Origin of the sequence: Pseudoalteromonas carrageenovora IAM 12662 (assembly GCF_900239935.1) — a bacterium.
In the GTDB taxonomy this organism is placed as follows: domain Bacteria; phylum Pseudomonadota; class Gammaproteobacteria; order Enterobacterales; family Alteromonadaceae; genus Pseudoalteromonas; species Pseudoalteromonas carrageenovora.
Window position 1 is genome coordinate 262,082 of sequence record NZ_LT965929.1, and the last position, 14,598, is coordinate 276,679.

Annotated in this window: 11 protein-coding genes; all 11 read left to right on the plus strand. The window is 37.3% G+C overall.

Features of this window, described 5'->3' with window-relative positions:
- The first annotated feature begins 231 nt into the window (after positions 1–231).
- Complete coding sequence (tagH, locus tag ALFOR1_RS17500) at positions 232–1,542, plus strand: type VI secretion system-associated FHA domain protein TagH (protein ID WP_058547854.1); 1,311 nt, start codon at positions 232–234, stop codon at positions 1,540–1,542.
- Positions 1,543–1,557: 15 nt separating this feature from the next.
- A complete protein-coding gene (tssJ, locus tag ALFOR1_RS17505; protein ID WP_058547853.1) occupies positions 1,558–2,022 on the plus strand; it encodes a type VI secretion system lipoprotein TssJ in 465 nt (154 codons plus the stop codon).
- A gap of 15 nt (positions 2,023–2,037) precedes the next feature.
- Complete coding sequence (tssK, locus tag ALFOR1_RS17510) at positions 2,038–3,366, plus strand: type VI secretion system baseplate subunit TssK (RefSeq protein WP_104643857.1); 1,329 nt, start codon at positions 2,038–2,040, stop codon at positions 3,364–3,366.
- A 21-nt stretch (positions 3,367–3,387) separates the two neighbouring features.
- Positions 3,388–4,668 carry a type VI secretion system protein TssL, long form gene (gene tssL / locus ALFOR1_RS17515; protein ID WP_058547851.1) on the plus strand — a complete coding sequence of 427 codons (1,281 nt, stop codon included), beginning with the start codon at positions 3,388–3,390 and terminating at the stop codon, positions 4,666–4,668.
- A gap of 9 nt (positions 4,669–4,677) precedes the next feature.
- Positions 4,678–8,190 (plus strand): type VI secretion system membrane subunit TssM, encoded by a 3,513-nt coding sequence (gene tssM / locus ALFOR1_RS17520; RefSeq protein ID WP_104643858.1) that lies wholly within the window; start codon positions 4,678–4,680, stop codon positions 8,188–8,190.
- The gene (tagF, locus tag ALFOR1_RS17525; RefSeq protein ID WP_104643859.1) at positions 8,172–8,900 is read left to right on the plus strand and encodes a type VI secretion system-associated protein TagF; all 729 of its coding nucleotides are present in this window, start codon (positions 8,172–8,174) and stop codon (positions 8,898–8,900) included. Before tssM ends, tagF begins: the two co-directional genes overlap by 19 nt.
- Entirely contained in the window at positions 8,893–9,690 is a 798-nt protein-coding gene (locus tag ALFOR1_RS17530; RefSeq protein WP_104643860.1) for a PP2C family protein-serine/threonine phosphatase, read from the plus strand. The genes tagF and ALFOR1_RS17530 overlap by 8 nt, the downstream gene beginning before the upstream one ends.
- 220 nt (positions 9,691–9,910) lie before the next feature.
- Complete coding sequence (gene tssA / locus ALFOR1_RS17535; RefSeq protein WP_104643861.1) at positions 9,911–11,026, plus strand: type VI secretion system protein TssA; 1,116 nt, start codon at positions 9,911–9,913, stop codon at positions 11,024–11,026.
- A 16-nt stretch (positions 11,027–11,042) separates the two neighbouring features.
- A complete protein-coding gene (gene tssB / locus ALFOR1_RS17540) occupies positions 11,043–11,546 on the plus strand; it encodes a type VI secretion system contractile sheath small subunit (RefSeq protein ID WP_058547846.1) in 504 nt (167 codons plus the stop codon).
- Positions 11,543–13,033 (plus strand): type VI secretion system contractile sheath large subunit, encoded by a 1,491-nt coding sequence (gene tssC, locus ALFOR1_RS17545; RefSeq protein WP_058547845.1) that lies wholly within the window; start codon positions 11,543–11,545, stop codon positions 13,031–13,033. The genes tssB and tssC (ALFOR1_RS17545) overlap by 4 nt, the downstream gene beginning before the upstream one ends.
- Before the next feature lie 36 nt (positions 13,034–13,069).
- Positions 13,070–14,596: a type VI secretion system contractile sheath large subunit gene (gene tssC, locus ALFOR1_RS17550; protein WP_104643862.1), complete on the plus strand. Its 1,527-nt coding sequence runs from the start codon at positions 13,070–13,072 to the stop codon at positions 14,594–14,596.
- The last annotated feature ends 2 nt before the right edge of the window (positions 14,597–14,598 follow it).

Consider the following 14,598-nt stretch of genomic DNA (forward strand, 5'->3'; position numbering starts at 1 on the left):
ATAATGTGTTGTGAAAATTAATAAATAGTAATTTTTTAAATCGGAACATACAAAATATGTTTTTTAAGCTGTGAAAGGGCTTTTTTAAAGCGGTTTTGATTAATTTAAATTATTTGGATTTATGCTTTTAAAAGACTGAGTATATTTTTATATATTAATTTCAATGTTGACAATAGTTTCTCTTCTACTTTATCCTAATAAAAATGTAGATTTATGGGACTAACTTATCAAATGGAACTGATACTAAACATCACTAGTTATCATAGACTCTCTCCAGAAATTGAAGCCACTAAAACAGTAAAAGACTCTCTAATATTTGGCCGTTCAGAAGCATGTGATTGGCACTTTCCTGATCCCGAAAAAATCATTTCTAGTAAGCACGGGCGCATAGTTAAAGAGGGCGATTCTTTTTATGTTTACGATACATCTACAAATGGTACTTTTGTAAATTTTGGCGTAGCTCCATTAGGCCAAGGTAATAAACAACGCTTGTCTGATAGTGACACAATTACTGTGGGTGATTTTCAAGTAGAAGTGAAATTAGCTACCAACGAAAAAGCTCCTGAGACCGATTATGGTAATTTAAGTGCAGCTGCTAGTTTGAGCAAAGAGCCAGAAAGCGCTTATCAGCACCCTACTGAGCGTTTTTCAGAGGCAGAGCAGTATTTTAATGAATCAATAATGGATGAATCTATGCCTGCAGTTTCTATGACTCAGGCCAGTGAAGATAATTCAGCAAACCAAATACCTGAGAACTGGGATGAGCTTGCTCACTTAATGAACCCAGAGGCGGTAACTCAACCAGCACCAGTTGTAAGTAAGCCACAGCCAAAACAGCCTGTTAAACAACAAGTTTCAGTTGAGGCTGCGGTACTTGATACACCTGTAAGCAAACCTCAAGCTGTAAAGCCTGTTCATAAGCCTGCTGCGCAAAAGAATTCAATATCACCGAGTGAAGATACTGCGTTAACCGATGCTTTCTTGAACGGGTTAGGGATTAAAGCTGAGTTACAAAATTCGTTAAACTCGCAAGAACTTTGGTTTGAAATGGGCCAAGGGTTAAATTTATTACTCACAGAGTTGATGGAGTCTCTTCGTCAAAGAGCACTTGTGAAAAACCAATTGCGTTTAAACCAAACAATGTTTCAAACTCAACAAAATAACCCAATTAAGTTTTCGGCAGATATTGATGATGTTATTCAGAATTTATTCATCAGAAATAGTGCAAGCTTCCTGTCGTCTCGAGAATCAATCAAAGAAAGCTTTGTTGACACTCGAAGACATGAACATGCTTTATTAGCAGGAGCTGATGGCGTATTAAAAGGGATGTTAGAGCAAGTTTCTCCCCAACACATAAATCAACAAATAAATGATAATTCTAACGTATTAAAAATCATCCCTGGTCAAACAGAGGCTAAGTGCTGGAAGCTATACCAAAATTTATATGATGAGTTATCTCATGATGTAAATAGTAAGGGAGCTATGGCATTGTCAGATGATTTCTTAAAAGCATATAACGATAGAATTAAAGAATCGTTCTAGAAAGGAAAGTAGATAATGAACAAGTTTAAGCTCTTTTTAATGAGTTTCAGTTTACTGTTTTTAGCCATGGGTTGTTCAACTGTTAACAAGTTTGTACCTCCTTCTACAGATCTAAAAATCAATGTGTCTAAAAATGTTAATCCGGACACTTCGGATAGGCCTTCACCGGTAGTAATGAAAATTTTTGAGCTTAGCTCAAGAACAATTTTTGATACGCAGGATTTTTTTAGCCTATACGAAACACCTGAAAAACTATTAGGCCCAGACTTATTAAAAAAAGATGAATTAGAATTACAGCCAAACTCTGTTCAAGAATACAAAATGAGCTTAAACCGCAATACGCGATATGTTGGAGTTGTTGTTGCGTACAGAGATATCGACCAAGCACGATGGAGAGCTGTAATTGAAGTTGACCCTACAGGCTATGACGATATAGATGTAAATGTTGAAGCAATTGCTACATACATGAGAGAGCAATAAAAAAGGATTTGTACAATGAGTGATAACACTCGTGTTGCCTGGACCGAAGGAATGTTCTTAAGGCCGCAACACTTTCAGCAGTCAGATAAGCATTTTTCGCATTTAATAAAGCAAATTTGCAATGGGAATTTAGCAGATCCTTGGGGCATACTTGATATAAGTATCGACACTCAACTATTAAGCTCAGGCCAATTTGCAATTGAGTCGTTATCAGCTATTACTCCTGATTTGCTACCCATCGATATGCCTCAATCAACCTCTTTACCTGCGCCTTTAGTGGTTGGTAAAGATGTTTATGATGAAATAGTTTATTTAGCGGTTCCTGCACTAAAAGCCAGTGGTATTAATATTTCATCTTTAGATGAAGATATTGTTACGCGTTATAAACTTAATGACTTATCAGTAAGCGATGACTCTTTAGGTGCGCAAGCTCAAGAAATTATTCAAGTAGCTAAGGTATTTAGTAAGCTAGTATTGTCATCAGACGATCACGCTGGCTATATATTATTGCCATTAGCACGCATTGTTGAAGTAAGTAGCGAAGGGCAAATTAAGCTCGATTCAAAGTATATACCAGCTTCATTAAAAGTAGGTCAGTGTAAGCCATTACTTGGTCTAGTGAGAGAAATTGGCTCAATGATAAAGCAGCGCTCAGAAAGTATCGCTGTTAGGTTGTGCCAAGGCTATGCGGGAAGCACATCTGTAGCTGATTTTATTATGCTGCAAACGTTAAATAAGTATGACGCTGTTTTTGAAAACTTATTATCAGTTAATAACCTTCATCCAAATATTCTTTATACACGTTTAATAGAGCTTGCTGGTGAACTCTCTACTTTTAGTACAGTAAACAAAAGAGTACCTAAATTACCTAAGTACGATCATAAAAATTTAGGCCCAGTATTTAGCGAAGTAGTAAACTTTTTATATCAATCTTTAAGTCATGTAATCGAGCAAACTGCGACAGAAATAAAGCTAGAGCAAAGCAAGTTTGGTATTTCTTTTGGTGCACTCAAAGACAAATCGGTACTTAGCTCGGGTCAATTTGTATTGGCTATTAAGGCGAGTGTCCCCCACGAAGAGCTTCGTAAGATACTACCTTCTCAAATTAAAATAGGTAGTGTTGAGACAATCCGAGATTTAGTAAACAATCAAATCCCAGGTATTACAATCAGTAACTTACCAACGGCACCGCGTCAAATTCCTTACCATGCAGGTTTTCATTATTTTGAATTAAATAAACATGGCGAGCATTGGGCAAAGCTTCATTCAAGTGGTGGTATTGCTATTCACTTGTCTGGAAATTACCCCGAGTTACAACTAAGCCTGTGGGCAATAAGAACTTAACTTTTAAAAGGAAGAGTTTCAATGGACGAAACCATTATAAAACCACGTCCTGGTCGATTAGGGCGTGATGCCTCAAATAATACTCAAGTAGATAATGATCCAGACAAAACAGTTATGTCTGTTGAGCCTGTTGCAAGCAGTATTCCTAGTAATGCAAAGGTATCTATATTTAAAAACCCGTTAATGGAAGCGGCAACAGACTGTTTTTCATTGGTTATTTCAATCAGAAAATCAGTTGAGATGACAAACTTGGCTGCGTTAAAGCATCGATGTGTTGAGGCTATCAAACGCTTTGAAGTCGAGATTCGTAATCAGAATTTATCAAAAGATGTAATCAAAAACTCTCGTTATTGTTTATGTGCAATTTTAGATGAGTCTGTTTTAAATTCTAAATGGAGCTCTATGGAATGGGCTGACGAAAGTTTGCTTTCAACATTTCATAAAGAGACCTTTGGCGGTGAGTACTTTTATACTTTGCTAGATAATGCATTGTCTCAGCCAGAGCAACACAAAGCCTTTTTAGAGCTTCAGTACCACTGTTTAAATTTAGGTTTTAAAGGTAAGTACAGGCTAGATACTGTGGGTGATAGTAAAGTAGAAGAATACCGCTCACAAATGTACCACCTATTAAATCAATTAGATGGGCCAATCAATAATAAGCTTTCTCCTAACTGGAAACAAAGAGTAGCCGCTGGCGTTGAATTAAGAAATCAGGTGCCGCTGTGGGTTATTTTTTCTGTTCTGGGTCTACTTTTACTTACCGTTTATTTATTTATAAATATGAAGCTAAATGATGATGTTACCGCTGTAAATGACAAGCTGGCCATCATTCACCCTCTAGCTGAAGACCAAGCAATAGACAAAAAGGATCAGCAGCTACTTGTTTTAGAACAACTATTACAAACTGAGATTCAAATGGGGATTGTAACGATAAAGAAAAATATCGATAGGATCAGAATCTCTATTAATAGTGAGAGCCTTTTTAATCAAGGTGACTCTAAATTATTACCTTCATTTCAGCCTATTTTAGAAAAGCTAGCATTAAGCCTTGAAGGAACTAAAGGGCGTATTTTAATAACCGGCCACACAGACGACACACCAATTAGAACTGATAAATACCCTTCAAATTGGCACCTTTCTTTAGCGCGCGCAACGCAAGTTGCAAACTCTATGGCTAAAAGTACAAACCTCAGTGGGCGTTTATGGCCCGAAGGTAAGGGCGCAGCAGAGCCTATTGCCAGTAATTCAGATTCAGCTTCTCGGTCACTTAACCGACGAATTGAAATCGACTTATTATTTTAAGAGGCTGAAATGAGTTTTTCACAAAAAATAAAAAAAGTGACCTACGCACTTACATCTCGTACGGCAATGCTAATTATTGGCTTTTTAGCTTTATCATTACTAATTTGGTTTGGCGGCCCATTAATCGCAATAGCTGACTATGTACCACTACAAAGTATTGCAGCAAGACTGTTTACTATTATATTGGTTTTATTGGTTTTTTCTGTGTCTAAAATTTATCGTCTTATGCAACAAAGCAAACGAGACGAAAAAATGGCTGATGAGTTAATTGATAGTAATAGCGATACAAATAGCTCTGAAGTAAATGAAGAAATTACCACGCTTAAAACGCGAATGAACGAAGCTATCGATCTTTTAAAAGATGTAAAGCTGTTCAAAGGTAAAAACATTTACCAGCTGCCTTGGTACATAATGATAGGACCGCCAGGAGCTGGCAAAACTACCGTTATTCATAACTCAGGGCTTGATTACCCACTAAAAGATAAGCTGGGTGTTGATTTAGTTCATGGTGTTGGCGGTACGCGTAATTGTGATTGGTGGTTTACCAATAAAGCTGTTTTAATTGACACTGCAGGGCGCTACACAACGCAAAGCAGCCATGCAAAGCATGATTCACGTGCATGGGAAGGCTTTTTAGGATTACTGCGTAAGTACCGTCCTCTTAGGCCGATTAATGGTGTAATGATCAGTATGGGTATTTCTGAGCTTATGAGCCAGACCAAAACTGAGAGAAACCTACATGCTCGCGCTATTAAACAGCGATTACAAGAGCTACAAAGCCAATTAGGCATGACTTTTCCTGTTTACGTTATTTTTTCAAAAGTTGATTTAATCGAAGGCTTTAGAGAGTTTTTTGGCGAATTAACAGAAGAAGAATGTGAGCAGGTTTGGGGCGTAACCTTTGAACTTGATTTAGACAAAGACACGCAAGTAGATGCATTTAATAAAGAATCTCACACATTAATTTCTAAATTAACCGAGATGTTAAATCGTAGATTAATTAATGAAAGAAACGAAGAAATTCGCGCTAAAATATTCGAATTCCCAAGGCAGCTTCGTGTGCTACAAGGTGTAGGAGATGCTTTTTTAAAAGAAATATTCACTCCTAATGCATATGAAGAACTACCAATGTTTCGTGGTGTTTATCTTACAAGTGCAACGCAAGAAGGTACGCCATCAAGCTTTTTAAACGAAGCGAACGCAGGCGAATCGGGATACATCAACCAATCTAAAAGCTTTTTTATAAAGAATGTATTAGAAGGTGTGATTTTTCCAGAGCAAAACTTAGCAAGCACTAACAAACATCATGACAAGCAAAATAAATGGCTTCGTGTTGGTAGCATATCGCTTGCATGCATAGCTTTATTTGGTTTTTCAACATCGTGGTACTTTAGTTTTGCTTGGAATAGTAACTTAATTTCAGAGACTGAGGATGCGATTGCAACGTACCAAGAGCTTGATACCGCCTCATTTGATCGTAATAACTTATTGGTACTAAACGACAGATTAAAAGCTCTTAGAAACTTACCTGCAAGCAACCCTGAACTTGTTAATACACAAGAGTCTAAATCAATTGGGTTTAACAAACTAAATGAAATAAAAATGGCTTCTACACAAGCCTACGACCGTTCATTGCAAACGTATTTAGAACCGTTTATTGCAAGTACCTTAATTAAAGAAATGGAAGCTCATCCTGAGCACTTAAGTTATTTATACGAAACACTGAAGTGTTACCTTATGTTGTTTCAGCCTGAATACTTTGAAGGTGAAGATATAACGGTATGGTTTAACGCGTATTTAGAACGTAATTTACCAGGCGATAAAAATATGCAAACCAGAGTAGAGCTAATGGAGCATGTTGCTACATTACTTGAAAACGGTGTAAGCCAAATTGAAATTGATAATCAAGCCGTGCGTGTTGCACGAGCTGAGCTAACTAAGCTACCAATTGCTGAGCGAGCATACCAACGACTTCAAGCCGACTTTTTAGATAGCAGTATCCCGCCATTTAGGCTTACAGACATTATTAGTTTCGAAAGTGCGCAAAAATTTACTTTTAGAAATGACGGTGAGCTTACGCGAAGTATCCCGGGCTTATATACATTTAATGGTTTCCACGGCATTTTTAATGTTGAGAAAAGTAAAATGCTTGGTAATTTAATGGCAAGTAGCTGGGTGTATGGTGAAGAGGCCACGGGTACCTACGATATTTCTAAAGATGAGATTGAGAAGAAACTAGAGCAACGATATTTTCAAGATTATATCTATTATTGGCAATCATTTATTGATGATTTGAGCCTGAACCAATATAGCTCTCCTGCTGAGGGGGTTAATATTACTGATGCTCTAGCGGGCTCTGAAGCACCTATTAAAAATATTATTACTGCAGTTCAAAAAAATGTGCAGCTTACTAAATTACCCGTATCGGATAATCAAAAGGCTGCAGGTAAAGTGGCAGCAAATGCTGCTGAGATTGCTATGCAAACAAAGGCTAATCGCATCAAACGATTTTTACCTGACGAAGCCCCTAAATTTGATATTAAATTACCGGGTCATCAAGTTGAAGAAGCCTTTGAAGATGTAATAAATATTGATGCTCAACAATTAGATAATATTCAGAAAAATCTAAGAGAGCTAAACGTTTACTTAACCAAACTTGATAGAGGCGATCAGTTAAAGTCGTCAATTAAAGATCAAATTAGCGGTAAAAGTAAGCCAAGCTTTATTCGTCAACTTGAGTTCCAAAGCCGAGACTTACCTTATCCGTTTAATAGTTGGTTGTTAGATATCAGTCGTGATACTAGCAATATAACTAAAAATAGTGCCAACAGACATTTAAACGAGATGTGGAAAAGTAAGGTATTACGCGAATATAACGCTGCAATTGTTGGCCGTTATCCATTCTCTCCGTACGCAAATAAAGAAGTGAATATGAAAGACTTCACTCGATTCTTCAGCCCTGGTGGCACGATTGATAGCTTTTTCACTAACTATATTGCGCCTAGTGTAGATATGAGCTCAACGCCATGGAAATTTGAAAAAGATATAGGCATTAGCCGAGATACATTAGCGATGTTTGAACTTGCTAATCAAATTCAAACCGTCTTTTTTGATGGCGGTAGTGCAACACCAAGAATTGAGTTTGGTTTAAGGACTGTAGAATTAGATCAATCAGTATCAAAGTTCAGGGTCGAAATTGATGGGCAATCTATGTCATATCGTCATGGGCCAATCAAGATAACTAACTTTGTATGGCCAGGATCATCAGGGCAAAGTAATACTCGGATTGAATTTACTCCTCCAAGTGGTGGTCGTCCCATTAATACAACTTACCAAGGTGAATGGTCGTTATATCGTATGTTAGACGAGTTAAGTGCTAAAAGAGCAAAAACACGTGAAGACTTAGAGTTACATTTTTCACTCATGGGGAACAATGCGAAAGTCGAATTATTGCCTAAATCAATCAGGCATCCATTTTGGAATAAAAGTGTAGAGAAGTTTTCATGTCCGACCCGATTATAAATATTGGTTATCTTGGCAAAGTGCCTAGTTTAGGTGACTTTGTACAAGATAACGTATCGAAAGAGTTTTCAGAGCATTGGGAGCAATGGCTGCAAGCAGCCATTGCAGTGAGTAAAGAGCAACTAGGTGAGGTATGGCAAGATAATTACTTAACCGGACCAGTATGGCACTTTGCATTATCGCCAAATATTGTTGGTGACAAAGGGGTTATGGGCACGTTGTTTCCGAGTATGGATGCCGTGGGACGACACTACCCTTTTACAGTTGCAAGCACATTAGAGCAAGCACCGATTGATGTTTTAAACTCAGGAGTGTTCTCTTTAGAGTATGAAGATACTGTATTAAAAGTTTTAGATAGTTCTGTCGATTTATTTTCATGGCGTAAAGAAGTTGCTAAATCTTTAAGTGCTATAGCTGGAGTTAAAAAGCAGGTTAGCTTTTCAAATTCTGCAGATAAAAATAAAAGTGCGGAAGCATTTGAGTTTTCAGGTGATGAGTTATCGGGTGAAGTTCTTCAAGATGCAATGCATGCTCTTTTATTAAAAAAACATGGCGATTACAGTGTTTGGTGGACGCATGGCTCTTGCAATATAAAACCAATGGTACTTATAACCCCTAGTTTGCCTGCAGTAAATCAAGTTGCGGCAATGTTAGATGGAAGGTGGAAACACTGGGAATGGAATTTTACACAGGTAAAAAATAGTGATTAGCAAGTTTAGTACAAGTTATGCAATTACCCACCGTGGTGCTGTTAGACAGCTTAACGAGGATGCGCATGTAGAAATAAACAGCCATAACTTATGGGTTGTCGCAGATGGGATGGGTGGTCACGAGGCTGGTGAAGTTGCCAGCCAACTTGTTGTAGATGTAATAAGAGCAAAAGTTGAAGAGCTTCCACTTGAAAAACTAGAAGTATCACACATAGTTGAAGCCATTGAAGATGCTAATAGGCAATTAAACGAATACAGTGCCCAATATCTAGGTAGTAAAACCGCGGGCAGTACAGTTACCGCATTATTTTTAAAAAATAATAAGTACTATGTTTTGTGGGTTGGCGATAGCAGAGCTTACATGCTTCGAGATGGTCAACTTAAGCAAATATCAAGAGATCACAGCCAAGTAAATGATTTAATCGATGAAGGGATTATTTCAATAAAAGAAGCTAAAACGCATCCATTATCAAATGTAATCACAAGGGCTGTGGGTGTAACTGAAGAAGTAAAAGTAGACGTTATTCAAAATGAAGTGAAAACAGGCGATATATTTTTACTTTGTTCAGATGGCCTCACTGGTGAGTTGTCTGATGAGGACATATGTTTGTCATTAGAGCCTAGTAGCATTATTGATTCTGGTATGGCGCTAATGCATTCATCTTTAGTTAGAGGTGCGCGAGATAATGTGACCTGTATTTTAATAAAATACGATAAAGGATACGTTGGTAATAATTCAGAAACATTCAATATTCAAGATGAAGCTACAATACCTCTTTTTTCAAAATAACGATTTTAAAATATAAATAGTGCTTTTATTTTTATATTAGAGTTTTTACTTTAATTACACCTATTAATTTATAAGTATATTAAATTTTAATTGTTTATATAAAGGCAATAATTAAGGTTTAAACTCAATTGTAACTAGGCTTGTAATTTATTATAAAGAATGTAATATGAAATCCGCTCCGCTTTATTGGAGTTTTATGGATAATTATTAGGACGACGGAATGTTTTTATTTGAAGAGTATATTTCCCCTATTTCAGACACCGAAGTTGCAGGTATTGATCCTCGCTCAGATGTGTCTCCTACGTCGACTTATTACGCCTTAAAAGATTTAAGAAACCAGCTTCGTGCAGCAGAAAGAAATGCGTTAGTTGATGAAGAAGGTATTTCCTCACTAGCAAGAGATTGGCTTCCTTTATTAGAGCAATGTAGCAAAGCAATAAAAACACAAAGCAAAGATATTGAATATTTAGCTTGGTTTATCGAAGCCCTTTGTCGAATTCATAGTTTTAAAGGTTTGGCTTTTGGTTTTAAAGTTGCTCATAACTTGCTCGATAATTATTTTGACGAACTCTATCCGTCTCTCGATGACGATGATGAAGTGTCAGATAAAGTATCTGCCTTGGTTGGCCTTAATGGTTCTGCAGGGGAAGGTACATTAATAATCCCAATTAAAAGTATCTATCTGACCGACAGTGCCAGTATGGAGTCATATTCTTTTTGGGAGTATCAGCAGGGCTATGATATTTCTCGTTTAACGGATGAGAAAAGAGAAAAAAAGCTTAATCTAGGTGCTGTTGATTATGAGCTTATTGAAAGAAGCGCTGCAGAAACTAGTACTGAATTTTTTGTTACTTTAAAACAAGACATTGAAAACGCGATTGAGCAATTTGCCTTATTAAGCGAAGTAATGGATAGAGTAACGGGTCAGCCCCAGCCAACTTCAAATATAAAACAAGCATTAGAAGTAAGCCTTGCTGCTGTTGAGCATGTTGCAGCAGATAAGCTTGAAGCTGCTGAAAAAGCAAAAGCGGCACTAAATGAAGTGCAAGAAGTGGTTCAAAGTGAGGACGACGAAGGTCAAGGTGTTGCATTACAAGCTGTGAAAGTTAATAACGAAATTAACTCAAGAGAAAGCGCGATTAATAAACTCAAAGAAATCGCTACTTTTTTTAGAAAGACAGAGCCGCACTCACCTATGTCGTACACCATAGAACAAGTAATTCGATGGAGCGAATTGTCGCTGCCTGAATTATTAAATGAATTAATTACAGATAGTGATGCTAGGACGGGGTACTTTAAGTTGTCTGGCATTAAAATCAGCGAAACTGAAATATAAGTAAAAGGAGTTCTCTATGAGTATCCATGATAAATTAAAACGAGTTCGTAAGCCTCGCGTACACATCACTTATGATGTGGAAACTGAAGGCACTGCAGTAAAAAAAGAATTACCATTTGTTGTTGGTGTTATGGGCGACTTCTCTGGTGATAATACTGAAGCATTAAAACCACTTAAAGACAGACGATTTGTGCAAATAGATCGTGAAAACTTTAACGATGTTTTAAAGCGTATGAGCCCTTCATTAAAATTATTAGTTGATAATACGCTCAATGATGATGGTTCTGAATTTGAAGTAAAACTTAACTTTAAATCGATTGACGATTTTGAGCCAGCAGCTGTTGTGAACCAAGTTGAGCCATTACGTAAATTAATGGAAACACGCAACAAGTTACGCGATTTGATGACTAAGATTGACCGTTCAGAAGAATTAGAAAATGTACTTGAAGAAGTGCTAAGCAACACCTCAAGCTTAGATACGATCGCAAAAGAACTTAAAATTGAGGAGACTGAAAAATGAGTACAGAGCAACTAAGTACTGAATTAGAGTCTACCTCAGAAGCGACGTCTTCACTTTTAGAACAAGCAATCGGCGCTACTAAGCAAACTGATGCAAGCCGTGCAGAAGAGCTACTTAAAACACTGACAGAAGAAGCCTTAAAAGGGACTGTTCAGTGGAACAAAAACATGACAGTGACGTTTAATGAAGCAATTCAATTAATCGATCAAAAAATCTCAAAACAGCTAAGTGTAGTAATGCACAGCGAAGAGTTTCAAAAGTTAGAAGGCTCTTGGCGTGGATTGCACCATTTAGTAATGAACTCTGAGACAAGCTCTACACTTAAAATCCGTATGCTAAATATGAAGAAAAAAGAACTTCATAAAGATTTAAGTAAAGCTGTTGAGTTTGACCAAAGCCAAACATTCAAGAAAATTTATGAGTCTGAGTTTGGTACTCCAGGTGGCGAACCTTACGGTACTATCGTAGGTGACTTTGAGTTTACTAACCATCCTGAAGATGTTGAAACATTAAGCCTAATGTCTAATGTAGCAGCCGCTGGTTTCTGTCCGTTTATTGCCGCTTCATCGCCATCATTATTTGGCTTTGATAACTGGGAAGAGCTAACTAAGCCTCGCGATTTAGAAAAAGTATTCGAATCTTTAGAATACACTAAGTGGCGCTCATTTAGAGACAGTGATGATTCACGTTTTGTATCATTAACTATGCCTCGTTTCTTATCTCGCCTACCTTATGGCGCTGCTTCTAAACCTGTTGAAGAATTCAACTATGAAGAGTTTGAAGTTGAACCAAAAGATGGTCGCTCTGTAAGTACTGATAACAGTGATTACTGTTGGAGTAATGCAGCTTATGCAATGGCAACTAATATGACCAAAGCATTTGCTCAATACGGTTTCTGTACTGCAATACGTGGTGCTGAAGGTGGCGGTAAAGTAGAAGGTCTTCCTACGCATATTTTCACTAGCGATGATGGCGATCCAGATCTTAAATGTCCGACTGAAATTGGCATTACAGACCGTCGCGAAGCGGAATTAAGTAAGTTAGGTTTCTTACCTCTTTGTCATTACAAAAATACAGATTATGCCGTATTTTTTGGTGGCCAAAGCTGTCAAAAACCACAAATTTATTCTACTCCAGATGCAACGGCTAATGCGGCTATATCTGCACGTCTACCTTACCTTATGGCAACGTCTCGTTTTGCTCATTACTTAAAAGTAATGGCGCGTGATAAAATTGGTAGCTTTATGGAAGCTGAAGACGTTGAGTCTTGGTTAAACCGTTGGATCTTATCGTACGTAAATGCGACTGAGGGTGGTGGTCAAGATATCAGAGCACGTTATCCTCTAGCTGATGCAAAAGTATCGGTTAAGGAGATTCCAGGTCAACCAGGTGCATACAATGCAGTTGCATGGTTACGACCTTGGCTACAAATGGAAGAGCTTACTTCTTCTTTACGCCTTGTAGCTAAAATTCCAGAGATCGGTTAATAAACTGATCTTTAGCGTTAAGGATAATGCAGTAGAATGAATCACGAAGAGTTTTCATTTATAAATCAAGACTTCGCTTTTGTACAAAAAGCACAGTCTAGAATAAGTGATAATGAGGCTTTACTCGATAGGTTTTTAAACGAAAAAAACCTAGATAAAGCCTTGTTATTATGGCTTGAAGGCTCTTCAGACTCACCTATCTCATGGACTAAAGAATCACTGGGTCCTTATTTACAGCGCGTAATTGTTGAGCTCGATCAGCTCATTTCAGAACAATTAAACCTGATAATTCATAATGATAGATTTCAAAAGTTAGAAGCCAGTTGGCGTAATCTTTGGTGGCTAATACTTCAAAGCGAACAATACGACAAAGAAAATAAAGTAAAAATAAAAGTATTGAACTGCGATTGGGCAACACTTTCTAAAGATGTAAACAAAGCCATTGATTTTGACCAAAGTTTATTTTTTCAGCTGCTTTATCAAAGTGAATTTGATAGCGCAGGTGGAGAGCCATTTGGTGTTGTTATAGGTGATTACGAAATTAGTAACATGTGCTCAGCGGGCACAATTTATAATGACATAGACACAATAAAAGAAATATCTAGAACCGCTGCAGCGGCTTTTTCCCCATTTATTTGCTCCGCTTCTCCTAACTTATTTGGTGCAGATAACTTTTCTGATTTAGGCTATTACGCCGATTTGTTTAATCAGTTTGAACAGCCTGAATACGCTAAATGGCAAAGCTTTAGAGCGATGGAAGAATCTCGCTTTATTGGGCTTACGCTTCCTCATGTATTAGTTAGACCGCCATATAGCAATGATGGTAAACGCCATCAAGATTTTTACTTTAAAGAACAAATTAAAGACCCTGAAAGCGATATGCTTTGGGGCAATGCAGCGTATCAATTCGTATCTACCATAATAAGAGCATATTGCGACAGTGGCTGGTTTGGACATATTCGCGGTATTGAGCCTGGTAAAATTTCAAAGGGATTGGTAACTGGGCTGGCTAGAGATAGTTTTGCAAACGACACTTATCAAAAAGAAGCAAAGCCACCTCTAAACTTGTTAGTAACAAGCAAATTTGAAAAGCAATTTTCTGAGCTTGGCTTTATCCCAACATCGTCAGTAACCAATACAGAACACATTGTTTTTTATAGTAATGCGTCGGTTCAAAAAACTAAAAACTATGAATCAAGCGCTGCTAATATAAATGCGCGCTTATCTTCAATGCTGCAATATATTTTATGTGTATCTCGCTTTGCTCACTATTTAAAGTTATTAGCTCGCGACCGTGTTGGGTCTTACAACACAGCACAAGCTTGTGAGCGAGACTTACAAGCATGGATAAATAATTATACCACTGCTTCAGATTCTGCCTCAGAGCATATAAGAAGTAAGTACCCTTTAAGTAATGCCAGAATAAAAGTCAGTGAAAATAAAGCTAATCCAGGGCATTACTTTTCTGTTTTACAATTACAGCCACATTTTCAATTAGATCAGATGATCTCCAGTATTAAATTAATTACTGAGCTCAGTCCTCATCATAAAATAAAGGAATAGTC

Excerpts from the sequence above, each read along its gene's own strand:
- tssL (WP_058547851.1), top strand. The coding sequence starts at position 3,388 with ATGGACGAAACCATTATAAAACCACGTCCTGGTCGATTAGGGCGTGAT.
- tssK (WP_104643857.1), top strand. The coding sequence starts at position 2,038 with ATGAGTGATAACACTCGTGTTGCCTGGACCGAAGGAATGTTCTTAAGG.
- tssJ (WP_058547853.1), top strand. The coding sequence starts at position 1,558 with ATGAACAAGTTTAAGCTCTTTTTAATGAGTTTCAGTTTACTGTTTTTA.
- tssB (WP_058547846.1), top strand. The coding sequence starts at position 11,043 with ATGAGTATCCATGATAAATTAAAACGAGTTCGTAAGCCTCGCGTACAC.
- tssA (WP_104643861.1), top strand. The coding sequence starts at position 9,911 with ATGTTTTTATTTGAAGAGTATATTTCCCCTATTTCAGACACCGAAGTT.
- tssM (WP_104643858.1), top strand. The coding sequence starts at position 4,678 with ATGAGTTTTTCACAAAAAATAAAAAAAGTGACCTACGCACTTACATCT.
- tssC (WP_104643862.1), top strand. The coding sequence starts at position 13,070 with ATGAATCACGAAGAGTTTTCATTTATAAATCAAGACTTCGCTTTTGTA.
- tagF (WP_104643859.1), top strand. The coding sequence starts at position 8,172 with ATGTCCGACCCGATTATAAATATTGGTTATCTTGGCAAAGTGCCTAGT.
- tssC (WP_058547845.1), top strand. The coding sequence starts at position 11,543 with ATGAGTACAGAGCAACTAAGTACTGAATTAGAGTCTACCTCAGAAGCG.
- tagH (WP_058547854.1), top strand. The coding sequence starts at position 232 with ATGGAACTGATACTAAACATCACTAGTTATCATAGACTCTCTCCAGAA.